This window comes from Streptomyces sp. NPDC002104, assembly GCF_053593795.1.
This window is the reverse complement of sequence record NZ_JBSFDF010000011.1, coordinates 75796-100961: the sequence shown is the minus strand read 5'-3', so window position 1 is coordinate 100961 and position 25166 is coordinate 75796. Positions and strand designations below refer to the sequence as shown.

28 protein-coding genes and 2 pseudogenes are annotated in these 25166 nt (G+C 71.2%); 14 read left to right on the top strand and 16 right to left on the bottom strand.

The genetic code is table 11. The features are described 5' to 3' along the window. Positions 1-8 precede the first annotated feature (8 nt). Together ACWCP2_RS12905 and ACWCP2_RS12900 are read left to right on the top strand one after the other, a co-directional pair. Positions 9-1118, top strand: coding sequence for an LOG family protein (locus tag ACWCP2_RS12905; protein WP_450908611.1), 1110 nt, complete (start codon positions 9-11; stop codon positions 1116-1118). 110 nt (positions 1119-1228) lie between these two features. Beyond that, positions 1229-2143 carry a hypothetical protein gene (locus tag ACWCP2_RS12900; protein WP_450908610.1) on the top strand — a complete coding sequence of 305 codons (915 nt, stop codon included), beginning with the start codon at positions 1229-1231 and terminating at the stop codon, positions 2141-2143. A 39-nt stretch (positions 2144-2182) separates the two neighbouring features. Here the strand turns inward: ACWCP2_RS12900 and ACWCP2_RS12895 are convergent, their stop codons facing one another. The 9 genes from ACWCP2_RS12895 to rpsB form a co-directional block, all read right to left on the bottom strand. After that, complete coding sequence (locus tag ACWCP2_RS12895; RefSeq protein WP_450908609.1) at positions 2183-3214, bottom strand: ABC transporter ATP-binding protein; 1032 nt, start codon at positions 3212-3214, stop codon at positions 2183-2185. Then, complete coding sequence (locus ACWCP2_RS12890; RefSeq protein WP_450908673.1) at positions 3214-4830, bottom strand: ABC transporter permease; 1617 nt, start codon at positions 4828-4830, stop codon at positions 3214-3216. Before ACWCP2_RS12890 ends, ACWCP2_RS12895 begins: the two co-directional genes overlap by 1 nt. A 59-nt stretch (positions 4831-4889) precedes the next feature. After that, positions 4890-5969 carry a thiamine ABC transporter substrate-binding protein gene (locus ACWCP2_RS12885; RefSeq protein ID WP_450908608.1) on the bottom strand — a complete coding sequence of 360 codons (1080 nt, stop codon included), beginning with the start codon at positions 5967-5969 and terminating at the stop codon, positions 4890-4892. 254 nt (positions 5970-6223) lie between these two features. Next, positions 6224-7336 carry a 23S rRNA (adenine(2503)-C(2))-methyltransferase RlmN gene (rlmN, locus tag ACWCP2_RS12880; RefSeq protein ID WP_450908607.1) on the bottom strand — a complete coding sequence of 371 codons (1113 nt, stop codon included), beginning with the start codon at positions 7334-7336 and terminating at the stop codon, positions 6224-6226. A 102-nt stretch (positions 7337-7438) separates the two neighbouring features. Further along, positions 7439-8518, bottom strand: a complete 1080-nt coding sequence (locus tag ACWCP2_RS12875) for a phosphatidate cytidylyltransferase (RefSeq protein WP_450908606.1) — start codon at positions 8516-8518, stop codon at positions 7439-7441. Next, positions 8518-9075 (bottom strand): ribosome recycling factor, encoded by a 558-nt coding sequence (frr, locus tag ACWCP2_RS12870; protein WP_112453867.1) that lies wholly within the window; start codon positions 9073-9075, stop codon positions 8518-8520. The genes ACWCP2_RS12875 and frr overlap by 1 nt, the downstream gene beginning before the upstream one ends. A gap of 52 nt (positions 9076-9127) precedes the next feature. Further along, positions 9128-9907: a UMP kinase gene (pyrH, locus tag ACWCP2_RS12865; RefSeq protein WP_450908605.1), complete on the bottom strand. Its 780-nt coding sequence runs from the start codon at positions 9905-9907 to the stop codon at positions 9128-9130. Between the two features lie 162 nt (positions 9908-10069). Then, entirely contained in the window at positions 10070-10906 is an 837-nt protein-coding gene (gene tsf / locus ACWCP2_RS12860; RefSeq protein WP_450908604.1) for a translation elongation factor Ts, read from the bottom strand. Positions 10907-11040: 134 nt separating this feature from the next. Then, the gene (rpsB, locus tag ACWCP2_RS12855; RefSeq protein ID WP_450908603.1) at positions 11041-11967 is read right to left on the bottom strand and encodes a 30S ribosomal protein S2; all 927 of its coding nucleotides are present in this window, start codon (positions 11965-11967) and stop codon (positions 11041-11043) included. A 168-nt stretch (positions 11968-12135) separates the two neighbouring features. On the opposite strand from rpsB, the pseudogene ACWCP2_RS12850 reads away from it, so the two are divergent. After that, positions 12136-12663 (top strand): annotated as a pseudogene (locus ACWCP2_RS12850) (M23 family metallopeptidase); the annotation flags it as partial. Positions 12664-12810: 147 nt separating this feature from the next. Here the strand turns inward: ACWCP2_RS12850 and ACWCP2_RS12845 are convergent. From ACWCP2_RS12845 to ACWCP2_RS12815, 7 genes and pseudogenes are all read right to left on the bottom strand, one after another. Continuing rightward, positions 12811-13368: a TetR/AcrR family transcriptional regulator gene (locus tag ACWCP2_RS12845; protein WP_450908672.1), complete on the bottom strand. Its 558-nt coding sequence runs from the start codon at positions 13366-13368 to the stop codon at positions 12811-12813. A gap of 96 nt (positions 13369-13464) precedes the next feature. Beyond that, positions 13465-14298 (bottom strand): RNA polymerase sigma factor WhiG, encoded by an 834-nt coding sequence (whiG, locus tag ACWCP2_RS12840; protein WP_250743879.1) that lies wholly within the window; start codon positions 14296-14298, stop codon positions 13465-13467. 239 nt (positions 14299-14537) lie between these two features. Further along, positions 14538-15629: a DNA-processing protein DprA gene (gene dprA, locus ACWCP2_RS12835; RefSeq protein ID WP_450908671.1), complete on the bottom strand. Its 1092-nt coding sequence runs from the start codon at positions 15627-15629 to the stop codon at positions 14538-14540. 119 nt (positions 15630-15748) lie between these two features. Then, a pseudogene (locus ACWCP2_RS12830) lies at positions 15749-16393 on the bottom strand (ATP-binding protein); the annotation flags it as partial. A gap of 47 nt (positions 16394-16440) precedes the next feature. Then, a complete protein-coding gene (locus ACWCP2_RS12825) occupies positions 16441-18084 on the bottom strand; it encodes a recombinase family protein (RefSeq protein WP_450908602.1) in 1644 nt (547 codons plus the stop codon). Positions 18085-18107: 23 nt separating this feature from the next. Continuing rightward, positions 18108-18452: a hypothetical protein gene (locus ACWCP2_RS12820; protein WP_450908601.1), complete on the bottom strand. Its 345-nt coding sequence runs from the start codon at positions 18450-18452 to the stop codon at positions 18108-18110. A gap of 20 nt (positions 18453-18472) precedes the next feature. Then, positions 18473-18889 (bottom strand): helix-turn-helix domain-containing protein, encoded by a 417-nt coding sequence (locus ACWCP2_RS12815; protein WP_450908600.1) that lies wholly within the window; start codon positions 18887-18889, stop codon positions 18473-18475. Positions 18890-19233: 344 nt separating this feature from the next. On the opposite strand from ACWCP2_RS12815, the gene ACWCP2_RS12810 reads away from it, so the two are divergent. From ACWCP2_RS12810 to ACWCP2_RS12760, 11 genes are all read left to right on the top strand, one after another. After that, the gene (locus ACWCP2_RS12810; protein ID WP_450908599.1) at positions 19234-19446 is read left to right on the top strand and encodes a hypothetical protein; all 213 of its coding nucleotides are present in this window, start codon (positions 19234-19236) and stop codon (positions 19444-19446) included. Continuing rightward, positions 19443-19631: a hypothetical protein gene (locus ACWCP2_RS12805; protein WP_450908598.1), complete on the top strand. Its 189-nt coding sequence runs from the start codon at positions 19443-19445 to the stop codon at positions 19629-19631. The genes ACWCP2_RS12810 and ACWCP2_RS12805 overlap by 4 nt, the downstream gene beginning before the upstream one ends. Before the next feature lie 67 nt (positions 19632-19698). Next, entirely contained in the window at positions 19699-20064 is a 366-nt protein-coding gene (locus tag ACWCP2_RS12800; protein WP_450908597.1) for a hypothetical protein, read from the top strand. Continuing rightward, positions 20061-20432, top strand: coding sequence for a hypothetical protein (locus tag ACWCP2_RS12795; protein WP_450908596.1), 372 nt, complete (start codon positions 20061-20063; stop codon positions 20430-20432). The genes ACWCP2_RS12800 and ACWCP2_RS12795 overlap by 4 nt, the downstream gene beginning before the upstream one ends. Then, a complete protein-coding gene (locus tag ACWCP2_RS12790; protein WP_450908595.1) occupies positions 20429-21490 on the top strand; it encodes an ERF family protein in 1062 nt (353 codons plus the stop codon). The genes ACWCP2_RS12795 and ACWCP2_RS12790 overlap by 4 nt, the downstream gene beginning before the upstream one ends. Further along, the gene (locus ACWCP2_RS12785) at positions 21487-22116 is read left to right on the top strand and encodes a hypothetical protein (protein WP_450908594.1); all 630 of its coding nucleotides are present in this window, start codon (positions 21487-21489) and stop codon (positions 22114-22116) included. The genes ACWCP2_RS12790 and ACWCP2_RS12785 overlap by 4 nt, the downstream gene beginning before the upstream one ends. Further along, complete coding sequence (locus ACWCP2_RS12780) at positions 22113-22700, top strand: hypothetical protein (RefSeq protein WP_450908593.1); 588 nt, start codon at positions 22113-22115, stop codon at positions 22698-22700. Before ACWCP2_RS12785 ends, ACWCP2_RS12780 begins: the two co-directional genes overlap by 4 nt. Positions 22701-22776: 76 nt before the next feature. Then, positions 22777-23649 carry a hypothetical protein gene (locus ACWCP2_RS12775; RefSeq protein ID WP_450908592.1) on the top strand — a complete coding sequence of 291 codons (873 nt, stop codon included), beginning with the start codon at positions 22777-22779 and terminating at the stop codon, positions 23647-23649. Further along, complete coding sequence (locus ACWCP2_RS12770; protein WP_450908591.1) at positions 23646-24350, top strand: zinc finger domain-containing protein; 705 nt, start codon at positions 23646-23648, stop codon at positions 24348-24350. Before ACWCP2_RS12775 ends, ACWCP2_RS12770 begins: the two co-directional genes overlap by 4 nt. Beyond that, positions 24347-24505 (top strand): hypothetical protein, encoded by a 159-nt coding sequence (locus tag ACWCP2_RS12765; protein ID WP_450908590.1) that lies wholly within the window; start codon positions 24347-24349, stop codon positions 24503-24505. The genes ACWCP2_RS12770 and ACWCP2_RS12765 overlap by 4 nt, the downstream gene beginning before the upstream one ends. 102 nt (positions 24506-24607) lie before the next feature. Next, positions 24608-25081, top strand: a complete 474-nt coding sequence (locus ACWCP2_RS12760) for a single-stranded DNA-binding protein (protein ID WP_450908589.1) — start codon at positions 24608-24610, stop codon at positions 25079-25081. Positions 25082-25166 lie beyond the last annotated feature (85 nt).

The following is a 25166-nucleotide window of genomic DNA, read 5'->3' as shown; positions in this document are numbered from 1 at the left end:
TGGGCCGAATGGTCAACCCACACATCGAGACCGACACCGAGATCGAGACGCTCGCCGAATTCGACCGGGTCGTGGCCCGCGGATCGCTCAGCGGGTACCGGATCCAGTCGGTCAACCTGCTGGAGCGGACCTTCGCACTGCTGTCCGCCGACACCTCGTCCGCCGTGTTCCTGGGCTGCGCGATGGAGCCGGACGCCTCGGTCAAGGTGCGCGCGGACGGCGCCCTGGTCTTCCCGCCCGTCCCGGACCTCCCGTTCAACCCGTACCGGGGTCTGCTCTACACGCCGGAGGAGCTCTTCACCGGGCTGTCCGACGGCTACGAGGCCACCCCGGACGCCGAGGCGTACGCCTGGTTCCAGGAGACCAAGGCGGACGGCGACATCTACTCCTCGATGCTGCGCTCCATCCACGACGACGCCATCTCCGACGCCCTCGACGAACACCTCGTGGGCGCCCGCGTCGTCGGGGTGATGGGCGGCCACGCCATGACCCGCGGCGGCGACGCCTACCGGGGCGCGGCCGAGCTCGGCCGGACGCTGACCCGCTCCGGGCTGACCGTGGCCACCGGCGGCGGCCCGGGCGCCATGGAGGCGGCCAACCTCGGCGCGTACCTCGCCCCGGCCCCCGACGACGCCCTGCCCGAAGCCCTGCGGATGCTGGCCAAGGCCCCGTCCTTCGCCCCGTCCGTCTCCGACTGGGCCCGCGCGGCCTTCGCCGTACGGGAACGCTGGCCGGCGGCCGCGGGCGGCGACTCGGTGGGCATCCCGACCTGGTTCTACGGACACGAGCCGCCGAACCCCTTCGCCGGTCACATCGCGAAGTACTTCGCGAACGCCACCCGCGAGGACGGGCTGCTCGCGCGGTCGAACGCGGGCGTGGTCTTCCTGCCCGGCGCGGCGGGCACGGTCCAGGAGATATTCGACAACGCGACGCCCAACCACTACGAGTCCCGGGGCGAGCCGACCCCGATGATCCTCGTCGACCGCGCCCACTGGACCGAACGGCTGCCCGCCTGGCCGCTGCTCCAGGCGCTGGCCCGGGGCCGCGCGATGGAGTCCCGGATCGCCCTGGTCGACTCGGTGACCGAGGTCCCCGCGGCCCTCGCCGCGATGAGCTGACGCCGACGGCCTGAACCGGGCACCCCGGGCAGGCAACTTCCCTCCCCTTTTCCACGTCTGGAAGAGGTACGCACTACGTAAGACCTGCCAGACGTGAACGGAGCCCCCGGGTGCTCATAGGCCTGCTGACCGCTATCGCGGCGTCCATCTGCTACGGCACGGGATCCGTCCTGCAAGCCGTGGGCTCCCGGCGGGCGGCCCGGATGTCGCCCGCCGCCGCCGGGGTCACCCAGCACGGCGGCCCGAACCTCAGCTCCACCGCGAAGGCCGCGATGACCTGGGAGTTCATCGTCGGCACGATCCTGGACTTCGTGGGCTTCGGCCTGGGCGCCCTGGCGGCCCGCCTCCTGCCGCTCTTCCTGTCCCAGACCGTCATCAGCGCCAACCTGGTGATCACGGCCGTGCTGAGCGTGAAGATGCTCGGCATCCGGCTGACCCGCAAGGAATGGACCTCCATCGGGGTCGTCTGCGCGGCCCTGGTCCTGCTGGCGACGGCCGCGGGCCACGAGGGCGGCCATTACGCGCCGCCCGCCACGCACTGGTGGCTCCTGGCCGTGACCGTACTGATCATCGTGGGCGGCACGGTGGCGGTACGTTTCCTCGGCGCCCGGGCAGCGATCCTGGCGGGTCTGCTGTCGGGTCTGGCGTTCGGCGCGCTGGGCGTCGGGGTCCGCATCCTGAACGGCGTGGAGCCGTTCTCGTTCCCCTCCCTCCTCGCCGACCCGGCCCTCTACGCCATCGTCCTGGCCGGCGTCGGCGGCATGTACCTGCACACCGTGGCCCTGCAGATCGGCTCGGTGAACGGCGCCACCGCCGCCCTGGTGGTCGGTGAGACCGTGCTCCCCGGAGCGATCGGCGTCCTGTGGCTCGGCGACGCGTCCCGCCCGGGCATGGCCTGGCTCGCGGTCCTCGGCTTCGTCCTGGCGGTGACCGGCGCGGTCGCGGTCGCCTGGTACGGCAACCACGAGACCACGGAGGATCCTGCCGAGCCGGAGCCCACCAGATCCAGCCTCGCCGAGGTCTGAGGCCCTTTCAGCCGTCCGGCGTGTGAGGACCGGGGGGCCCTACTCCCCCGGCAGCACGACCACCTCGGCCGGAGCGAAGGTCACCGCCACCCGGTCCCCCACCCCCGGCGCCCCGGCCAGTTCGCACTCCGCCTCCAGCACCGGCCCCGCCTCGGGCCGGAGCAGCAGCGCGACATGCGTCCCCCGGAAGGTCCGCGACACCACCTCACAGCCCAGCCCGCCCTCCGGCGAAGGCGACAGCACGACCCCCGCCGGCCGGATCAGCACCCGGTGCTCCCCCTCCGGCGCCCCGGCCGGAACGGGGATCTTCCCCCACGGGGTCACGGCCACCCCTGCCGCCAGCTCCGCCGGCACCACGTTCTCGAAGCCGAGGAACCGCGCCACGAACTCCGACGCCGGCCGCTGCCACACCTCCAGCGGGGTCCCCGCCTGCGCGATCCGCCCGTCCCGCATGACGATCACCCGGTCGGCCAGCGCGAACGCCTCGCCCTGGTCGTGCGTGACGGCCAGCACGGTCGTGCCCAGCCGCGAGAACAGCCCCTGCAGCTCCACGATCAGCCGCTCCCGCAGCCCGCGGTCCAGTTGCCCGAGCGGCTCGTCCAGCATCAGCAGCCGCGGTGAAGGCGCCAGCGCCCGCGCCAGCGCGACCCGCTGCTGCTCGCCGCCGGACAGCGAGGCCACCGCCCGGCCCTGCGCCCCGGGCAGCCCGACCAGCTCCAGGAGCTCGGTGACCCGGGCCTCGGAGGCCTGTGCCGAGGCGCCCCGCATCCGCAGTCCGAAGGCGACGTTCCCGGCGACGTCCCGGTGCGGGAACAGCTGGTGGTCCTGGAACATCAGGCCCACCCCCCGCCGGTGCACGGGCACGGCCGCCTGGTCCGCGCCACCCAGCAGCACCCTCCCGCCGGAGACGGGCTGGAGCCCGGCCACCACCCGGAGCAGGGTGGACTTGCCGCTCCCGCTGGGCCCCAGCACGCACACGATCTCGTGTTCGGCGACCGCCAGGTCCACGGCGTCCACGACCGCGCGCTCACCGAAGCGGACCGACACCCCTTCCAGCTGAAGCAGGGTCATCAGAACTCTCCGGAGGTCTTGTCGGGCCGCAGTCGCTCCAGCGCCAGCAGGGACACCGCGCACACCAGCATCAGGATCGTGCTCAGGGCCATCGCCTGCCCGTAGTTCATCTCCCCGGCCCGCCCCAGCAGCCGCGCCACGGCGACCGGCAGCGTCGGATGGTCGGGCCGCGCGATGAAGACGGTCGCCCCGAACTCGCCGAGGGACACCGCGAAGGCGAAGCCCGCAGCGATCAGCAGGGCCCGCCGCACCATCGGCAGGTCCACCTCCCGCCAGGCCCGCAGCGGTGAGGCGCCGAGCACGGCGGCGGCCTCCCGCAGCCGGCCGTCGACCGCGCGCAGGACCGGCAGCATGGTCCGTACGACGAAGGGAACGCCCACCAGCGCCTGCGCCAGCGGCACCAGGATCCACGAGGTCCGCAGGTCCAGCGGCGGCTCGTCGAGGGTGATGAGGAAACCGAAGCCGACGGTTACCGCCGACACCCCCAGCGGGAGCATCAGCAGCGCGTCGAAGCCCCGTACGAAACGGCCCGCGCGCCGGGTCAGCGCCGCGGCCGCGAGCCCGCCGACGAGCAGCGCGATGGCGGTGGCGGCGAGCGCGTACTGCAGGGAGTTCCAGATGGCCTCCAGCGGCGGCACCAGGAACGTTCCGCCGCCGGCGCCCACCTCCTGGAGCGCCCGGTAGAAGCCGAAGCCGTAGCCGCCGGGGGCGTCGAGGGAGCGTTCCACGAGCACCCCGAGCGGGAGCACGATCAGCAGCGCCACCGTCAGCAGGACCCCGCCGAGCAGGGTGCGCTGGGCCCAGCCGCGCACCCGGTGCGTGGTCCGGCCCGGGTCCACGAGCCGCAGGGCGGTCTCCCGCTTGCGGACGGTCCAGGCGTGCACGGCGAGGATCGAGGCGATGGCAGCGAACTGCACCATCGTCAGCACCGCGGCCGTCGGCAGGTCCAGGAGCTGCGCGGTCTGCCGGTAGACCTCCACTTCCAGGGTGGAGTACGCGGGCCCGCCCAGGATCTGCACGACGCCGAAGGAGGAGAAGGTGAACAGGAACACCATCAGCGAGGCGGCTGCCACCGCCGGGACCAGCGCGGGCAGCGTCACCCGGCGCCAGGCGGCGAACCGCCCGGCGCCGAGCACCCGGGCGGCCTCCTCCTGGCGCGGATCGAGCTGCGCCCACAGTCCGCCGACGGTGCGGATGACGACCGCGTAGTTGAAGAAGACGTGCGCGAGCAGGATCGCCCAGACGGTCGTGTCGAGGCGGATCCCCCACACCTCGTCCAGCAGACCGTTCCGCCCGACGAGCGCCAGGAACGCGGTGCCGACCACGACGGTCGGCAGTACGAACGGCACCGTCACGAGGGCCCGCAGCAGTTGTTTGCCGGGGAACTCGAAGCGCGCGAAGACGTACGCGCCGGGGAGTGCGATCAGGAGCGTGAGCGCCGTGGACGCGAGCGCCTGCCAGGTGGTGAACCAGAGCACGTCGCCGATGTCGGGCCGGGCCAGCACCTCGCCGATCCGGCCGAACTGCCAGCCGGCGTCGGTCTTGAGCCCGCGCCCGACGATCGCCGCGACCGGATAGGCGAAGAACAGCCCGAAGAAGACGAGCGGCACGGCCATCAGACCGAGCCTGACGGCCGTGGCCCGACCGCTCTCCTTCGCAGCCTCGCGCACTCGCCCTACTTCACGACGAGGGCGGACCAGGCCTTGACCCACTGGTCGCGGTTCTTGGCGATGGCCTCCGGGGCGACCGTCTCGGGCTTCTCGATGACCACGCCGTGCTTGGTGAACAGCTCCGGCAGGACCGCGTCCTTGGTCACCGGGTTCACGAACATCTGCAGCGGCATGTCCTCCTGGAACTTCTTGGAGATCAGGAAGTCCAGGAGCGCCTTGCCGCCCTTCTCGTTCTTGGCGCCCTTGAGCAGACCCGCGAACTCGGTCTGCCGGAAGCAGGTGCCGGTGGAGACGCCCGTCGGGGCCTCGGCCGGCTGCGGCTCGCCGTAGAGGACCTCGACCGGCGGGCTGGAGGCGTAGGAGACGACCAGCGGGCGGTCGCCCTTGGCCTTCTTGCCGCCCGCGGAGCCGGAGAAGCGCTCGTTGTAGGCCTGCTCCCAGCCGTCGACGACCTCGACGCCGTTGGCCTTCAGCTTGGTCCAGTAGTCCTTCCAGCCCTCGTCGCCGTACTTGCCGACGGAGGCGAGGAGGAAGCCGAGGCCGGGCGAGGAGGTCGCGGCGTTCTCGGTGACCAGCAGGTTCTTGTACTCCGGCTTGACCAGGTCGTCCAGCGTCTGCGGCGGGGCGAGCTTCTTGTCGGCGAAGTAGGCCTTGTCGTAGTTGACGCAGATGTCGCCGGAGTCGACCGGGGTGACCCGGTGCTCCTTGTCGAGTACGGACTCGGGCTTCACGCCGGCCAGGCCCTTGGCCTCGTACGGCGTGAAGATGCCGTTGTCGAGGGCGCGGGAGAGCAGGGTGTTGTCGACGCCGAAGAAGACGTCTCCGCGCGGGGAGCCCTTGGTGAGGATCTCCTGGTTCAGGGCCGCGCCGGCGTCGCCCGACTTCAGGACCTTGACGGTGTAGCCGCTCTGCTTCTCGAAGTCCTTGAGGACCGTGTCGGTCACGTTGAAGGAGTCGTGCGAGACGAGGGTGATGGTCTTGTCGTCCGCGGCCTTGTCCTTGGCGTCGCCGCCGCAGGCGCTGAGCGTGGTGACGCCGAGCGCGGCGGCGAGCGCGACGCCCGCCATCTTCTTGGTGGTGCTCATTGGTGCATTCCTCCTGGGATGTCCAGGAGAAGACGCGGCCCTGCCCGGCGCTCTGTCGAGCGGACGCCGGGCAGGGCGCAACAGCTTGAGTGGTGACCGAACTTCCTACCCCGAATGACCGGGGCGAGGTTCAGAGGGTCTGCGGTGACGGTTACCGCACTCTCAGCGCTGTGGCGCTCCCCTGTCGGAATATGAAATTGGTTGTTCGGCCACAGGGTACCCCGTGGCCGAATGCCCACCTCAACTGGCGGAAATCAGCGCTCCGAGGCGGCGAGCTGGCCGCACGCGCCGTCGATCTCCTGACCGCGGGTGTCGCGGACGGTCACCGGCACGCCGTGGCGGGCGATGGCCTCGACGAAGGCCTTCTCGTCCTCGGGCCGCGAGGCGGTCCACTTCGAGCCCGGCGTCGGGTTCAGCGGGATCAGATTGACGTGCACGCGCTTGCCCTTGAGCAGCCTGCCGAGCAGGTCACCGCGCCAGGCCTGGTCGTTGATGTCGCGGATCAGGGCGTACTCGATGGAGATCCGGCGGCCGGACTTCTCCGCGTACTCCCAGGCCGCGCCGAGGACCTCGCGGACGTTCCAGCGGGTGTTCACGGGGACCAGGGTGTCGCGCAGCTCGTCGTCCGGGGCGTGCAGGGAGACGGCGAGGCGGCACTTGAAGCCCTCGTCGGCGAAGCGCAGCATCGCCGGGACCAGGCCCACGGTGGAAACGGTGATCCCGCGCTGGGACAGGCCCAGGCCGTCGGGCTCCGGGTCGGTGAGGCGGCGGATGGCGCCGACGACGCGGTTGTAGTTGGCGAGCGGCTCGCCCATGCCCATGAAGACGATGTTCGACAGCCGGGCGGGCCCGCCGGGGACCTCGCCGTCGCGCAGGGCGCGCATGCCGTCGACGATCTGGTGGACGATCTCCGCGGTCGACAGGTTGCGGTCGAGACCGGCCTGGCCGGTGGCGCAGAACGGGCAGTTCATGCCGCAGCCGGCCTGCGAGGAGATGCACATGGTGACCCGGTCCGGGTAGCGCATCAGCACGGACTCGACGAGCGTGCCGTCGTGCAGCTTCCACAGGGTCTTGCGGGTGGTGTCGTCGTCGCAGGAGATGTGGCGGATGACGTTCATCAGGTCCGGCAGCAGCTCCTGCTGGAGCTTCTCGCGGGACCCGGCGGGGATGTCGGTCCACTCGGCCGGGTCGTGCGCGTAGCGGGCGAAGTAGTGCTGGGAGAGCTGCTTGGCCCGGAAGGGCTTCTCACCGATCGCCGCGACCGCCTCGCGGCGCTCCTCGGGGGTGAGGTCGGCGAGGTGCCGGGGCGGCTTCTTCGCTCCACGAGGGGCGACGAAAGTGAGCTCTCCCGGTACAGGGCGGGCCATGGCAGGTACTCCTTGTAAGACGAAAGGCGCGCCGCAGAAGCAGCGCGCCTTCCAAGAGTAACCGCCCCGCCTGTACGGGCGCCTTTTCGCAGGTCAGCCAGGTCAGCCGGTACCGACGAACAGGGCGAGCAGCAGCCAGACCACCGGGGCGGTCGGAAGCAGCGAGTCCAGCCGGTCCATGATGCCGCCGTGGCCCGGCAGCAGCGTGCCCATGTCCTTGATCCCGAGATCCCGCTTGATCATGGATTCCCCGAGGTCACCGAGGGTGGCACTGACCGCGACGGCCAGGCCGAGCACCAGGCCCTGCCACCAGACGCCCCCGTCGATCAGGAACTCCATGCACAGCGCGCCGGCCCCCATCGCGAAGGCCACCGCTCCGAACAGCCCCTCGCGGGTCTTTCCGGGGCTGATGCGCGGGGCGAGCCTGGTCTTGCCGAAGCGCCACCCCACCGCGTAGGCCCCGGTGTCGCTGACCACGGTCAGGAGCAGGAAGGTGACGACCCGCTGGGGCCCGTCGTCGGCGGTGAGCAGCATCGCGACGAAGGTGGCCAGGAAGGGCACGTAGAACGCCGCGAAGACGCCGGCGGTGACGTCCTTGAGGTAGTCCTCGGGCGGCTCCGTCATCCGCCAGACCAGGACCGCGAGGGCGGTCAGCGCCATCGCCACCCAGGCGCCCTCGGCCCCGCGGACGTATCCGGCGATGACCATGGCCGCGCCGCCGATGGCGAGCGGGACCAGCGGGGCCTTGATGCCCTTCTTCTCCTGGAGCCTGGACGTGAGCTCCCAGAGGCCGACGACGACCGCCACGACGACGACGCCGACGAAGACCGCCTTGACGATGAACAGCGAGGCGAAGATCACCGCGCCGAGGCCCACTCCGACCCCTATGGCGGCACGCAGGTCCCGGCCGGCACGCTTCTTCTGAGGCGGTGGCGGAGGGTCCTGCGGTGCCGGCGAAGGCGGGGTCGGCGGGGGGCTGGGCATGGGCTCCTGCGGCGGCGTATCGGCGCGGAAGAGGGAGCCGCCGTCAGCGGCGGCCCCCCGATCGCGTGCTTCCCGGTCGTCGAAGTCACGGCCGGCGGCATCGGGCACGATGGGCATGGGCCGAGTGTGCGGGCCCACCAGCGCATCGTAGGCGGGACCCGCCGGAACCGGCTCCGGCTGCCAGGAAGTGTCGTTCATCAGACTTCGAGGAGCTCGGCTTCCTTGTGCTTCAGGAGCTCGTCCACCTGCGCGACGTACTTCGCGGTGGTGTCGTCGAGCTCCTTCTCGGCGCGGCGCACCTCGTCCTCGCCGGCTTCCTTGTCCTTGACGAGCTTGTCGAGGGCGTCCTTCGCCTTGCGGCGGATGGCGCGGATCGACACCTTGGAGTCCTCGGCCTTGGTGCGCGCGACCTTGATGTACTCCTTGCGGCGGTCCTGCGTCAGCTCGGGGAAGGTCACCCGGATGATGCTGCCGTCGTTGCTGGGGTTGACGCCCAGGTCGGAATCGCGGATGGCCGTCTCGATGTTGCGCAGGGCGCTCTTGTCGAACGGGGTCACGATCGCCATGCGCGGCTCGGGGACCGAGAAGGAGGCGAGCTGGTTGATGGGCGTGATGGCGCCGTAGTACTCCGCCACGATCTTGTTGAACATCGCCGGGTGCGCACGACCGGTGCGAATCGCGGCGAAGTCTTCCTTGGCGACGACGACGGCCTTTTCCATCTTCTCCTCGGCCTCGAGGAGGATCTCTTCGGTCACCACGTGCTCCTGCATGTCAGAAATGGATGGTTCAGGCGGACGGGGGGCCTGCTCAGGCCCGGGTGCCCTGGTCGCTCACGAGCGTGCCGATCTTCTCACCCTTGACGGCCCGCGCGATATTGCCCTCGGCGAGCAGCTCGAAGACCAGGATCGGCAGCTTGTTGTCGCGGCACAGCGTGATGGCGGTGGCATCGGCGACCTTGAGGTCGCGCGACAGCACCTCGCCGTACTCCAGCGCGTCGAACTTCACCGCGTCCGGGTTCTTCTTCGGGTCGGAGTCGTAGACCCCGTCGACGCCGTTCTTGCCCATGAGCAGGGCTTCCGCGTCGATCTCCAGGGCGCGCTGGGCGGCCGTGGTGTCGGTGGAGAAGTAGGGCATGCCCATGCCGGCGCCGAAGATGACGACGCGGCCCTTCTCCAGGTGGCGCACGGCGCGCAGCGGGATGTACGGCTCGGCGACCTGGCCCATGGTGATGGCCGTCTGGACGCGGGAGTCGATGCCTTCCTTCTCCAGGAAGTCCTGGAGGGCGAGGCAGTTCATGACGGTGCCGAGCATGCCCATGTAGTCGGACCGGGCCCGGTCCATGCCGCGCTGCTGGAGCTCGGCGCCGCGGAAGAAGTTGCCACCGCCGATCACGATCGCGATCTCCGCGCCGTCGCGGACCACCGCGGCGACCTCGCGGGCGATGGCGTGGACCACGTCGGGGTCGACGCCGAGTCCTCCGCCACCGGAGAAGGCCTCGCCCGACAGCTTCAGCATGAAGCGGCGGCCCTTCTTGTCCTGGTCGCTCTTGTCGTCGGAAGCGGTGTGGGTGTCCACGCCCTGATTCATGGAGATCTCCTCGTGCACATACGAAGAAGGCCATTGCCGGTGGGTCCTCGCGGTTCCCTCTACGGCAATGGCCTCCTCGTCAGATCTGCGGTCGCCCTGCGCGAACGCGGGCGACTGCTTCAGACCCTACCGGGGTCCGGTGTCCGTCGCGTACGGACGGACTCAGATGCCGACCTTGATGCGCGAGAAGCGCACCAGGGTGACACCGGCCTCGTCCAGAACCTTCTGGACGGACTTCTTGGCGTCCAGGGCGTAGGCCTGGCCGAGCAGCGTGTTGTCGCGGAAGAAGCCGTTGACACGACCCTCGACGATCTTCGGCAGCGCGGCTTCGGGCTTGCCCTCTTCGCGGGTGGTCTCTTCGGCCACGCGACGCTCGGACTCGACGACCTCGGCCGGCACGTCCTCCTTGGAGAGCCACTTCGGCGCGAAGGCGGCGATGTGCTGCGCGACGCCGCGGGCGACCTCGGCGTTCTCCTTGTCGAGCTCGACCAGGACACCGATCTGGAACGGCAGGTCGGGCATCGTGCGGTGCATGTACGAGGAGACGTAACCGCCGGTGAACTGCACGAAGCGGTCCAGGACGATCTTCTCGCCGAGGTTGGCGTTGGCCTCGTCGACGAACGCCTGCACGGTCTTGCCGGGGGCGATCTCGGACGCGAGCAGCGCCTCGATGTCGGCCGGGGAGGTCGCGGCGATGTGGTTCGCCAGCTCGTTCGTGACGGCCAGGAACTTGTCACCCTTGGCGACGAAGTCCGTCTCGCACTTCAGCTCGACGAGGACACCGGAGGTGTTGTCGTCGGAGATGACGGAGACGACGGCGCCGTTCTCGGCAGAACGGCCTTCGCGCTTGGCGACGCCCTTCTGACCCTTGATACGGAGCGCCTCGACGGCCTTGTCGACGTCACCGTCGGCCTCGACCAGAGCGTTCTTGCAGTCAAGCATGCCGACGCCGGTGAGCTCGCGGAGCTTCTTGACGTCAGCGGCGGTGTAGTTCGCCATGAGTCTGGGATTCTCTCTCGAAGTCGTAGATCTACGGGTGAACGGCGGAGGAGCGCGCTCGTGGCGCGGCTCCCCCGCCGTCATCGTCCGTGCTGTGAGTACCCGGCGCGTGAACGCCGGGCGCTCTCAGTGGGTCAGGCCTGCTCGGCGTCGGCGGCCGGAGCCTCGACGACGGCCTCGGCCTCGGCGGCCGGAGCAGCCTCGGCGTCGGCGGCGGGGGCCTCGGCAGCGGCCTCGGCCGGAGCGGCCGGAGCCTCGGCCGACTCGTCGGAGTCAGCCTTCTTCTCGCCCTCGAGCAGGTCGCGCTCCCACTCGGCGAGCGGCTCGGCAGCAGCCTTCTCGCCCGGCTTCGAGTCGCCCGTGGCGGCACCGGAACGGGCGATGAGGCCCTCGGCGACGGCGTCGGCGATCACGCGGGTGAGCAGGGTGACGGAGCGGATCGCGTCGTCGTTGCCCGGGATCTTGTAGTCGACCTCGTCGGGGTCGCAGTTGGTGTCGAGGATCGCGACGACCGGGATGTGGAGCTTGCGCGCCTCACCGACGGCGATGTGCTCCTTCTTGGTGTCGACGATCCAGACGGCGCTGGGGACCTTCGACATCTCGCGGATACCACCGAGGGTCTTCTCCAGCTTGATCTTCTCGCGAGAGAGGACCAGGAGCTCCTTCTTGGTGAGACCCGAGGCCGCGACGTCCTCGAAGTCGATCGCCTCAAGCTCCTTCAGACGCTGAAGGCGCTTGTAGACGGTGGAGAAGTTGGTGAGCATGCCACCCAGCCACCGCTGGTTGACGTAGGGCATACCAACGCGCGTCGCCTGCTCGGCGATGGCCTCCTGGGCCTGCTTCTTGGTACCGACGAACATGATGGAACCGCCGTGGGCGACGGTCTCCTTCACGAACTCGTAGGCGCGGTCGATGTACGACAGCGACTGCAGCAGGTCGATGATGTAGATGCCGTTGCGCTCCGTGAAGATGAAGCGCTTCATCTTCGGGTTCCAGCGGCGGGTCTGGTGACCGAAGTGGACGCCGCTTTCCAGCAGCTCCCGCATCGTTACGACGGCCATGGCCATCTCCTTGTTTTCTCGGTTTGGTTCCTGACGCCCCTGTCGCGCCCTGCCCCCGTGGAGGGGACCGAGAGACGCTGTCACCTGGCCCTGAGGGGCCGGTGCTGGGGCGTGCGAAGTCGACCCGGTGACCCGGATCGCCACAAGAAGTGTACGGGACCCGGTGGTATGCCGGATGACGCGGTTGTCCACAAGGCCCGGCCCCTCCACAGGCCCCGGCGGGACCGGCCAAGGGGCGGCAGCCTGGGCCCCATGACGAAGCTGCTGCTCACCCTGGCCCTGACGCTCGGCCTGGCACTGGGCCCGACCCTGGGGCCGACCCCAGGCCCGGCCCCGGGCCCCACGCCGGGCCCGCCCGCGGCCCCACCGGGGCCGGCGCGCGCTCCGGGCGGCACGGGGGCCGCCGGCGGACGCCCCCTCCCCGCACCCCTCACGGTGGTCCGCTGGTGGGACCCGCCCCCGACCCCCTACGCGGCGGGCCACCGCGGGGTGGACCTGGCGGCGCCGGTGGGCGCGGAGCTCCGCGCGGTGGGTCCGGGCCGGGTCCACTACGCGGGGCCGGTCGCGGGCCGGGGGGTCCTCTCGCTGACCCTCCCGAACGGCCTGCGCACCACGTACGAGCCGGTCCGCCCCCTGGTCGCGGAGGGCGACGAGGTCACGGCGGGCCAGGTGGTGGCCCTCCTCACGGAGGGCACGCACTGCCCCCGCACCTGTCTCCACTGGGGCCTCCTGCGCGCGGAGAGCTACCTCGACCCGCTGGCGCTCCTCCCCCGCCCGACTCCCCGCCTGCTGCCCCTCGCCGCGACCCGGGGGCCGGGGGGACGGGGGAGCGGGTCGGCCCGGTCAGCCCCTGACGCCCCGCAGGGCCATGGCCACCGCGGCGTCCGTGACCACGACGGGGTCCTCCCCCGCGCCGGCCTCGATCCGCCGGACGGCGGCGTCCACCACGCCCTGGAGCAGCATCGCGGCCAGCCTCGGCTCGGCCTGCCCCAGCGCGCCCAGCGCCTCCACGATCATCGCGATCAGGCTCCCGTGCGCCGCGCGGATCTTCTCCCGCGCCCCGGCGTCCAGCTCGCTCGCCGAGATCGCCACCACCGCCCGGTGCCGCTTGTCCCCCACCAGCCCCAGCTGGCTGCGCACGTACGCCTCGATCTTCGCCTCCGGCGCCTGCGCCTCGGACATCGCGGCCTCGATCTCGGCCGCCCACACGGGGAAGTCCACCGCGCACAGCTCTTCGACGACGGCCGCGCGGGAGTGGAAGTACTCGTACACGGAGGACCGGGCGAGGCCGGTCCTCTCGGCGAGGGCGGGGAAGGTCAGCGCTTCCGTCCCCCCTTCGGACAGCAGGGAACGGGCAGCGTCCAGCAGGGCGCCGCGCTGCATCGACCGGTGCTCGGCCACGGAGGCCGCTCGAATCCTGGGCACGCGTCCACTCTACGGATGTACCGCAAGGCCGTCGTACGGTCCCGGCCGCCGCCCCCGCCCCGGTACCCCGGGTCAGCGCCCGACGTCCGCCAGCTTCGCCCGGAGCTGCAGGACCGACTTGGTGTGGATCTGGCTGACGCGACTCTCGGTGACCCCGAGGACGTTGCCGATCTCGGCGAGCGTGAGGCCCTCGTAGTAGTAGAGGGTCACCACGGTCTTCTCCCGCTCGGGCAGCGTGTTGATGGCCCGCGCCAGCAGCCGGCGCAACTCCCGGTCCTCCGCCACCTCCACCGGGTTGTCCGCGGCGGTGTCCTCCAGGGTGTCCATCAGGGAGAGGCGGTCGCCCTCCCCGCCCACGTGCAGCAGCTCTTCGAGGGCGACCACGTTCGCCAGCGACAACTGGCTGAAAACGGCGTGGAGATCCTCCACGCCGATGCCCATCTCACCGGCGACCTCGTGCTCGGTCGGGGTGCGCCGGAGCTGGGCCTCCAGCGTGGCGTAGGCCCGTTCCACGGCGCGCGCCTTCTGCCGCACCGAGCGGGGGATCCAGTCCAGGGCGCGCAGCTCGTCGATCATCGCGCCCCGGATGCGGGTGATGGCGTACGTCTCGAACTTGATGGACCGTTCGATGTCGAACTTCTCGATGGCGTCGATGAGGCCGAAGACTCCGGAGGAGACGAAATCGGCCTGTTCCACATTGGGCGGCAGCCCGACGCTGACCCGGCCCGCCACGTACTTCACGAGGGGCGAGTAGTGCAGGATCAGCTGCTCCCGCAGCCGCTCGTCACCCGAGTCCTTGTACGAGCGCCACAGCACCTCCAGCGAGGAGGGCGCGGTGGACCGCTCGCTGCCGCGCGCAGCGGGGGGCACCGCAGCGCGGTCGGACCCTGAGGTGTGCTGGGGCATGCTTCGCCTTTGCCGGAGCCGGATTCCTTGGGAGCGTAGCGTGACGGAAGTGTCGCGGTGCGCGAAGAGTACGGGATGGCACGGGCCCGCACGGGCGCCCCGACTCGCGCGGGCGGCCCGGGACCGGCGCCTGGCGCACGGTCCCGGCGGGTGCCACCGGGAGGACCGCGTCTCTCATCGGCTTCACTCTTTCACCGGAACACCCCAGGTCAATGACCGCCTCGCCGGGTGGCTCCGCTTTATGCACCTCCTCCGGGCCGCTTCGAGGTCAACTGCCAGCCGTCGCCCTGCCGTTCGACGAACCCCAGAGAGTGAAGTTCGTACAGTCTGCCGATGACTTCATCGGTGCCGGTGCCCGCCGCGAGGGCCAGCTCGTCCAGGTCGGCGAGGCGGCCCGCCGGGAGGGCTTCGAGGACCCGGACCGCCTCGGGGCCCAGAAGGTCCCGGGCGATCACGGGGCCCCGCCGCTCGGGGGCCAGCTCACCCATACCGCCGACCAGCTCGATGACCTCCGCCGCGTCCGTGACCAGCGAGGCCTCGCCCCGCAGCAGTTCGTGCACCCCGGCCGAGAGCCCGCTGGTGGCCGGGCCCGGGATGCCCATGGTGATCCTCCCCAGTGTCTGGGCCCGCCGGGCGGTGACCAGGGATCCGCTGCGGCGGGCCGCCTCCACGACGACGGTGCCCCGGGTCAGGGCCGCGATGACGCGGTTGCGCAGGACGAAACGGCTCGGCGTGGGATGGCTGCCGGGAGGCAGCTCGCCGAGGAGCAGCCCCTGGGCGGCGATCCGGCCGAGCAGTCCGGCGTGCCCGCGCGGGTAGGCCACGTCCACCCCGCAGGCCAGCACGGCGACCGTGGCTCCGCCGGCGGCGAGGGCGCCGCGGTGGGCGGCGCCGTCGATCCCGTAGGCGGCGCCCGAGACGACCACCCAGCCGTGCTCGGTGAGTTCACCGGCCAGGCTCTGGGCCATGTGTGCCCCGTACGGGGTGCAGGCGCGGGCCCCGACCACCGCCACGGAGCGCAGCGCCCAGGCCCGCAGGCTCGGCCCGCCCCGCACCCACAGCCCGACGGGCCGGGCGTCGCCGAGGTCGTCCAGCTGACTCGGCCACTCCGCCGACCCCGGGCAGACGAACCGTCCCCCGGACTCGGCGGCGGCCTCCAGATCCCGCCGGGGATCGGCCGCCGCGGCCCGGCGGCGGTATCCGGCGAGCCGCTCGCCGCCGACCCCGGGCAGCGCCCCGGGCTCCGGTCCGGGCCCGGTCAGCAGCCGTATCAGGCCGACGGCCCCGAACTCCCGCAGCCAGCGCCCGCCGTGCTCCTCCCCGGGCTCCATGACCCGGGTGAGCGCGGCCCGCGCGAGCACCTCGTCCGCGAACTCCGCATCCGCCTCTGCATCCGCCTCCGCCTCCGCCCCGGGCCCCCGCCCGGGGACCGGGTCCGGCACCCCGGCGGTCACGAGGCGGCGCCCAGCTGCGCGGAGGCTCCGCGGGCGATCCCGGTGCGCAGTTCGAGGGCGACCGCCACGTCCAGGGCGTCGGGGCGGTCCCGGCTCCTCAGATCGGCCACCGTCCAGGCCACCCTCAGCACCCGGTCGAGCCCGCGCGCGGTCAGCAGGCCCCGCTCCAGGTCCCGTTCGGCCTGGGCCAGCGCTCCCGGCGCGGCCGGCCAGCGGGTCCGCAGCTCATGGCCCGGAACCTCCGCGTTGAGCCGCCAGGGCGTGCCGTCGAGCCGCGCCGCCGCCCGGTCCCGGGCCGCCCGGACCCGGTCGGCGACCTCCGCCGTGGCTTCGCCGCGGCCACCGCGCCCCAGCAGATCGGAGCGGGTGACCGGCTCGACCTCCACGCGCAGGTCCACCCGGTCCAGCAGCGGCCCCGACAGCCGGGCCTGGTAGCGGCGGACCACCGAGGCCGGGCAGTCGCAGCCGGTCCCGTGCAGGGTGTGCCGCCCGCAGGGACAGGGGTTGGCGGCGAGCACCATCAGGAACCGGGCCGGCAGGCGTACCACCCCGGCGGCGCGGGCGATGACCACGTGTCCCGCTTCGAGGGGCTGCCTCAGGGCGTCCAGGGCCTTGGTGCTGAACTCCGCGGCCTCGTCGAGAGACGAGACGTGTAAAACAAGTGGCTACGCCTCGTAAGTTCGTGGTCCTACTGGCCGTCAATCCAGGGATCGGGCTCCCACACGGGGTGAACGGTGACCGCAGTTTGGCCGCTGCCTTCGAGTCCCTTTCGCCCCTTGGCTCCGCGGGTCAGAACGACACGTCGGACAAGCGACCGGAGAATGCCGTTCTTTTCAGCGGCCTCGAAGGTGTCCCACTCGGCGAGCAAGCCCACAGCAAGGGGAATCAGGTCTGCTCGCACGGGGACCGCCGCAGCCACTGCAAGAGCTTCAAGCGCTTCTGCGGCGGCTGCCTGCTGCTTGACGAGACGATCACGGGCCGCCGCAAAGACGCCGTCCGGGTAAGACGTCGGGTTCATGGCACGGTCCACGGCGAGGTTAGTAAGGGCCGTGGTAGTACGGGTGTGCTCGGCTTCCAGCCGCGCGCGGTCTCGCGCCTCCCTCAGTGCCGTGTTGTCCGGCGCGGTTGGCACGGGCGTGCTAGGTGCGTTGTCCACGTGATCCGCCGCTTCACGGGCAAGCCACGCACGCACTTCGTCCTCAGCTATATACCGTTGGACCCACACCGGGTTGTCACAGGCGCCGTTTCGGCTCTGCCCACACGTGAGGGCGTAGCCGAGGATTCGACCGCCGGCGCGTCGTGCCGACGTGGCGCCGGCCCCTCCCCTACAGCCACCGCATCGGGCCATTCCGGTGAGTGGGTAGGTGGGGTTCCGGGTCCGTGGTGCCATATTTCGCCGCTCGGCGACGTGGGCCTCGTATCGCTCCCACGTCTCCGGTGTGATGATCGCTTCGTGTGCGCCGTCGATGTGCACCCATCGGGTGCACGTGCCGCCGTTGGCGGTGTAGTCACATCGGCAATCTGGGTGGTGAATGCGGAGTAGGCCCGCGGCGAATCCGGCGAGCATGTAGTTCCGCAGGCTGTCGTCTCGCCACGGGTTCCCGTCCCCGGTGCGGTAGCCCAGTTGGTTAAGCCAGATGGCGAGGGTGCTGTACCCGTCGGGGGCGGGCTGGCCTATGCCGAGCTTGCGCTCGTACAGCTGCTCTATGTGCAGGCGCGCCGTTTCGTCTACCTCGTATCGCTCCTCCTGGACTGTCCACTGTCCGGGGTCGGTGGGGTGTGGGATGCGGCGCGGGTGCCAGATGTAGCCGAGTCGTCGGCCGCCGGTGGCGGGTAGGCCGTGGGCTCGGCGCCACTGGTGTGTTTCCTTCCACTGCTCTCCGGCGCGATCGCTTTCGAACGTGGCGAGGTCGAACAGGATCCGGCGGTTGAACCGGCCCACGGCGGTTCGGGCGTCGACGTCCTCTGTCGCTGAGATGAGTTCGCCGCCGGCTGTTTCGACCCGGGCGAGGTTGACCGCGATCCCCATGTCGTTGCGGCCAAAGCGGCTGAACTTCCAAACGATGATGCCTCGGACTTCGCCGGCCTCGACGCGCCGGATGCATCCCATGATCTTGCGCTTGAAGTTGCGGCCGGTGACGTCGGGGTCCTCGACGTATTCGAGGACTCGGCGCCCGGTGCGGCGCTCCCACGCCTCGATTGCAGTTCGCTGGAGGTCAAGGCTGATCTTGTCCTCGCGCCATGTGGAAACGCGGAGGTAGGCGAGCCATAGTTCTTCGCCCTCCGCGGGCGTTGACCCGCGGAATGTAAGGGGTGTGTTGAGGCTTCTCACTGTGCCTTCCGTTTGCTGGGCCCCTACGCCTGGTCTGGCGTGGGGACTGCGGACAAGGTGGCCGAAGCGTCCCGCGCGGTGGCGCTCTGGCGTCCGTCGTCCTGGAGAGGGTTAAGCAGCCCTCGGGATGCGTGCGTAAGTGCAAGGCGGTACCCCTCGCGGCGGTGGCGCTGGGCCGTAGCGATGGCCTTTCGCTCGGCGCGGTGAGCGTGGTTGATGATCAGGGCGGGGAGGGTGGCAAGGGCCAGGCATGCGCCGGTGCGCGCGAGTCTCGTGCGGTCGCTGGTAGCGCCGGCCATGACCAGGACAAGGCCGCCAGTGAATGCGGCGGTGATGGTGGTCGTGGCGAGCTGCTCGCGCGTGATCATCAGGGTGGTGCCTCCTGTTGCTAGCCGCTGGCAGTGCGGCGCTGGTTTGGTTCTGTGGCGCGTAGGCCGTCGACCATGCGCTCGAAGGTCTCGACACCTTGGTCACTGGTGATGCCGAGTTCGGCGGCTGCCTGGGCGCTGGTGATGCTGGCAGGGTCGATGGAGCGGGCGGCGGCGGCTAGGTCCTGGGGTGTGAGGACGCCGGCGCGTACGAAGATTTCGCCAAGGGGGATGTTCAGCGATTCGGCGAGGATGCCGAGGGTGCGAAGGTCTGGTTCGCCGTCGGCCCTCATGAGGCGGGACACCGTGGCGGGGCTGATGCCCGAGTCAGTAGCGAATCGCTTCTGTCCGCCGCGCTCGGGATAACCGCGGCGCAAGAGCTGTTCTCTCAGCCAGGCCGCGAAGGTCTTCGGGGTGTGGGCACCTTCTTGTGTCATGCGTGAAAGATATCGCGCATGAAAGAAACGCACACCACGAACTGCACTTTGGCATAGCTCTGCCCCTCCCCCCGTTGTGCTGCGCGGCGGCGCCATGCCCCCTTCGTCTCGAACTGGCTTTCGAGGCGAGCATATGACGATGGCGTTTGCCCTGTCGATCCCGTAACGGTACCGGCACCCTCTGACAGCGCGTCGTACCAGGTCGCGACGGTTCCACCCGATTCATGACGACCTCTCACCGCCCCAGAAGGTTGTACGGGAAACTGATTTCACGCATGAAACGTTAGTGCTATGTTTCAACCACGAACGAGAGCAGCACGGAACGATTCGTGAGAGGAACAGCCATGTCTAACGTCTCCGCGACCCTGGTGTCGGCCGCGAACGCCAAGGGCGACACCAGCCCGGCCGCGATGGCCGCGCGCTTGGGTGTCCCGTACCTGACCGCCTACCGCTGGGCCACCGGCCGGAACAAGCCCAGCCCCGCCGGCCTCGCCGCAATCGAGCGGGCGTACGGGCTCACGTCCGCCGCACTGCTGCACGCCGGGACCGCCGCATGAGTGAGCCGCTGATCACCCGCGAACAGGCGTTCATCAACGCCCGCAGGGTCCTCGACGCCGCCCGCAACCGCCGCGACCGCGACCGTGCCGCCGGCCGCCTCGACCCCGCCGCGGAACTGGTACTCCGCCGCATCGAACGCGAGATGCGCGCCAAGCAGACCAGCGGGCACCGCACCGCCGCCTGAAATCGAAAAAGGGCCGCCCCGGAGCTGACCCGGGACGGCCCGCACGCCCACCAGAAAGGGACTGGACGTGACCCCGAACGCTACCCCGCAGCCACGCCGCACCCCGCGCGCCACCGTCGCCGTGCGCACCGTGCACCTTGCCCGCGCCCTCGCTGCGTTGTCCCCCGCCATCGCCACCGTGCGCACCACGCCCGTCTACAGCGACTTTTCGGGCCGCCCTCGCACGGCCACGCTGGTCACCCTCGACGACGAGCACGGCCGCCCCGTCGCCGCGGACCGTACGACGCACCGCGCCGCACTCGCCCTGCTCCGGCAACAGTTCACCCTCACTGACTGGACGTGCCAGCGCCGTTACGACGTCCGCACGGGCCGTCTGGTGCCCCTGGCGACACCGTTCGGCCCGCGTGAGCTCACGGACGGGGCCGGCCGATGATCCGCCCGCAGCTCACGGCAGACGGCCGGATCCGGTGGGCGCTCGCCGACCACCTCGCGCCCCTGGTCGACGAGCTCGCCGTCGCCTACGCCGAGCACCCCGACGAGGTCGGCCGGCTGCTCGCCGCGCACGCCGACGCCGTCGAGCGCCTCGACTTCGCGCAGCACAGCACCGACATGCCGGAGTACGAGCGCTCCATTCGCGCCGCCGAGGCCGACGGCACCCGCGACGCCCTACTCGACGAGGTCCCCGCGGCCGACCAGGTCGACGCCTACCTCGACCCGGACGACGCGATCACCTACGCCACCCGCCTCACCAAGTTCGCCGCTCATGCCCGCCTCACCCGGAACAGGAACCCGCGCCCGTGACCGTGACCACCCTGCCCACGCCGCTCACCGACCCCCGCGTCTCGCCGGAGCTCGCCGCCCGCCTGATCGAGGCGGTGACCGGTCCGGTCGCGCTCCCTGCCCCCGCCCCCACGACCTACGAGCCCGCCCCCGAGGGTGCGCCGACCGGCGCCCCGCGGGTGTTCGCCGCGATCAATTCGGTGATGCGGGACACGATGCCCGTGGGGAAGGACCAGAAGAACACGCAGCAGAACTACAGCTTCCGCGGCATCGACGACGTCATGAGCGCGATGGCCGGCCCGATGCGGGCGCACGGCGTGTTCGTTCTGCCCACCATCGCCGGGCAGCGCCAGGAGCGGGACGGGAAGATGACCCGGACCGTCATCACCATGCGCTACCGGGTCTACGGACCCGCGGGTGACTGCCTGATCGCCGAAGTGCCTGGCGAGGCCAGCGACTTCGCGGACAAGTCGATGAACAAGGCCCAGTCGGCCGCGCTCAAGTACCTGCTTTTCACCCTGTTCATGCTGCCGGTCGACGGCCGGTCCATCGATGACGGGGACCGCGATCACCCGGTACAGCCGACGCCCGAGCACCGCGCCGAGCACGCCCAGAGGCAGCAGCAGCGCCAGGCCCGCGGGCAGCGCGGCCAGCGTCCACAGCAGCAGCGCCGAGCCGAGCAGACCCCCGCGGGCGCCGCGGAACAGCCGACCGCCCCGCCGGCCGCACCGCGTCGCGACTACCTCGCCGAGGCCAAGGCCGCGCCCAACCCGGACGCGTTCGCCGCGGTGCGCGCCGCCGCCGTGACGGCCGGGGCCCCCGAGGACTACCTCGCGAGCCTCGACGCCGTTGCCGCGGAGAAGCGCGCCAAGGCCCAGCAGACGACGGGCGATGACCCCGAGCACGCCGTCGCACTCGGCGAGATGTACGACGCGGCCCAGTCCGCGGGGGTCGACCGGGCCGAGGCCGACCAGTTGTTCAGCACCCGTCACCAGTGCGCGCCGGCCGCCGCCACGGTCGCCCAGCTTCGGGAGCAGCGCGACGACCTGCTCGACGTCGTGAGGGGAGCGGACGCATGACGACCGCGACCGACCGCGACCAGGCCCTCGCCGATGCCGCCGCCGCAACCGCCGCGACCACGGCCGCGCACGAGCAGGCCGCGCCGACGCTGCGCGAGCTCGCCCTCGAAGAGGCCGCCCTCGACCTGCTCGCCACGCGCGTGGCCGCCGCCAAGAAGGACGTGCGGAGCCGGATGCAAACGGCCCTCGACGGGGCCGCCCGCCGCGACGGGGTCGAGCGGGTCGTCGCCACCCTGCCCAACGGCGAGACCGTCGCAACGATCTCCCTTCGGGCGGGGGCGACCGGGCCGGTCGTCGTCGACGAGGACCAGCTCGCCCGATGGCTCCGGCAGACCTACCCCGCCCAGGAGTGGACGACCACGCGACTTGTCCGCGAAGTGCGCCCGTGGAAGCTCGCCGAGCTGGTCGCGCAGATGGATGCCGCCGGCGCCGCGCAGATCGTCGACCCGGACACGGGCGAGGTGCACGACGTACCCGGAGTCCTGATCAAGCCCGTACGGGCCCGTACGCACTCCCTCACGTGGAGAAAGACGGGCAAGGCCGCCGTCGGCGAAGCGTGGCGCTCCGGCGCCCTCACGGGCTACATGGCCGCCCTTACCGCCGCACCCGAGGAGTCGACCCCGTGACCGCCACCGCCCTCGACCGGGTTGCCCGTCTGCTCAACTCCCCGCCGGCCCCGGCCGTGCCCGGACAGCTCGCCGTCGAGCTCGCCCCCGCATCCTTGGCCGCCGCGTTCGCCGCCCGCACCCAGGCCGCCGACGACGGACACCGCATGTGGATAGCCGGGGTCAACTCCCGTGGGGTGGGGCGCTTTCAGCACCAGGGGCGGGCGTACACAGCCCATCAGGCCGCGTTCGCAGTCCGTACCGGCCGCATGCCCATCGGGCAGGTACGGCCATCGTGCGACCGCCCGGGGTGCTGCGAGCCCGAGCACGTCGACGACCAGCCGACCCGCCAGCGGGACCGGGCCGCGCTCGCCAACATCACGGGCATGGGGCGCCGCGATCCGTCGTGCAACCACGACCAGGCCGTTCACGGCCGCCACCGGGCCGACGGCCGCCGGTACTGCGACGCCTGCAACAACGGCGCGCGGAAGCCGCGGCGGTGCGAGTACGGCAACCCCGGATGCGGAGCAGAGGAAACGGTTCGCCCCTACCCATGCGGGTGGCGCTGCGACGAACACCAGCCCTCTCGCACCCACACCCGCTAAATCCCGCGCCCCCCGGGGCGAGGCCGGCCCCGCGCCCCTCGCCCCGGGCGCCCCACTCCCGAAGGAGCAGCACCCCGTGACCCTCGACGCTCAGGATTGGGTGTGGCGCCACTCCCGCACGCGCGGAAATGCCCGCCTGGCCCTGCTCGCCCTCGCCGACGCAACGACGGACGACACGGCCACCGTGCGCATGGGCACCGCCGAGATCACCCGCCGAATCAACGCGACCAAGGGAGCCACCGTCGAGGCACTGCAACGCGCCATCACGTCGGGCGAACTGGAGATCACCGAGCCCGCCAAGGGGAGCCGCGCCGCGCTCTACCGGATCCCCGGAGCCGTCCGCTACGCCCGCCGCAGCGGTCGGGAAACCGGACCGGAACCGCAGCGGTCGGGAAACCCGACCGGTAGCCCGTTGCGGTCCGGAAACCCGACCACAACCGCACCCGATAGCGGTCCGGAAACCCGACCGGAGCCCGGTTTCGAGGACGGCGGTTTGTGGTCGGAATCCCCGACCGGTAGCGGTCGGGAAACCCACCCCCATCACTCATCCATAGGTGGAGTAAGTGAAGGAAGGAAGGAAGCGCCCACGGCGATACCGCCGGAGTTCGCCCGCCCCCTGGTCGACAAGATCACCGCCGCCGCTGTCTACCCCCGATGGGACCTCACCCCCACCGAGTGGTTCCAGATCGATGCCCTGATCAAGCGCTCCGGGGTCGACATGCTCGCCGCCGTCGCCGTCAAGGCCGCCGCCAAAAAGGACGTGTCCCACGCCCGCTACTTCCTGCGGGCATGGCTCAACCTCCCGCCGGCCGCCGCCCCTGGCACCGCCCCTCCCACCGCCGGGGCCGACGTGATCCCCCTCGACCGGGGCCCACGCCGGGGCCGCGCCGCCAATGCCGCCGCCATGTTCGCCACCGCCGCCGGAATCCCCCAGGAGCACCACCGATGAACCGCACCGAAGTTGGCGCCCTGCTCGCCTACGCCGTCCGCCTCGACCTGCGCCTCACCCCGGAGAGCCAGGCCGACGCCGACGAACGCCTCGACCAGTGGTACGAGTTGCTCGGCGACGTCCCCGCGACCGCGCCGCACCCGGACGGCCGCGACTGGAACGCCGCCCACGTCGTCAAGCACCACATCGCCAGCAGCCCATACCGAATCCAGCCGAGCGACGTCTCGCGCCCCTGGTACGCGTTCAAGGCCGACACCCTCGGACGCCACACCGACCCCGTTCCGCCGGTCAACCCCGACGACGCCGCCGCCTACCGGGCCGCCCTCGCCGGTACCCGCCGCGCCATAGCCACCGGCCAGGCCGCACCGGCCGTCTATCGGGAGCTCACCGGAGGCAGCACCCGCGAGGCCCGCGACGAGTTCGCCGCCGCCCGCCTCGCCGCCATTGGAAGCAGCTACGTGCCGCGCGACGTCCGCGACGCCCTCACACCCTGGCGACGCACCCGAACCCAGCGCGAACACCTCGCCGCCGCCGGACGGCCCGACCCGCTGAACATCCCCTGCCCGTGGGAACCGTGCCGGGCCGCCGCCGGAAAGGCGTGCCAGCAGGGCAGCAAGCACCGGAGCGACCGGGCCACCCCGCACCCCGCCCGTATAGACGCCGCAACCGCGCAGCACTACGCCCAGGAGCACGCCGCATGAACCGCCCCGCGCGCCAGCAGCCGGCCCCCGACGAGGAAGTCGACGAGGACGAACCGAGCCCGTACGCACGGCTCATGGCCCAGGGCCCGACCGCAGCAGATCACCGGGGCCGTCTGCGTGGCCGCCACGTCGTCAACGGCCGCGGGATCCGCTAGGCCCCCCGCAATACCCGGAAGACAGCGCACACCCCTACCCACTACGTTTCACGTACGATTCGTAATCAGCTCTTACGTTTCACGATCGAAAGAGGACCTGTCTTGTCAGGCGAAACCCTGGTGACCGTCGTCGGCAACCTGGTCGACGACCCCGAGCTCAAGTTCACCCCCTCCGGCGCCGCCGTTGCCAAGTTCCGCATCGCGTCCACCCCCCGCACGTTCGACCGGCAGACCAACGAATGGAAGGACGGCGAAAGCCTGTTCCTTACCTGCTCGATATGGCGCCAGGCCGCCGAGAACGTCGCCGAATCCCTCGCCCGCGGAACCCGCGTCATCGTTCACGGCCGACTCCGGCAGCGCACGTACGACGCCAACGACGGCACCAAGCGCACCGTGTTCGAGCTCGACGTCGAGGAAGTCGGCCCCAGCCTCAAGAACGCAACCGCCAACATCACCAAGGCCACCGGCAGCAACGGCGCACAGCAGGGCCGCCAGCAGTCCCAGAACCACGGATACACCCAGCAGCCCGCACACGACCCATGGGCCACACAGAACAGCGGACAGGTCCCGTTCTAGCCCCTCGCCGCGACCGGTCCGCGCGACCGGTCGCGGCCCCTCCCGCGCGCAGGAGCAGCACCCCCACCCCGAACCAGGAGCACCG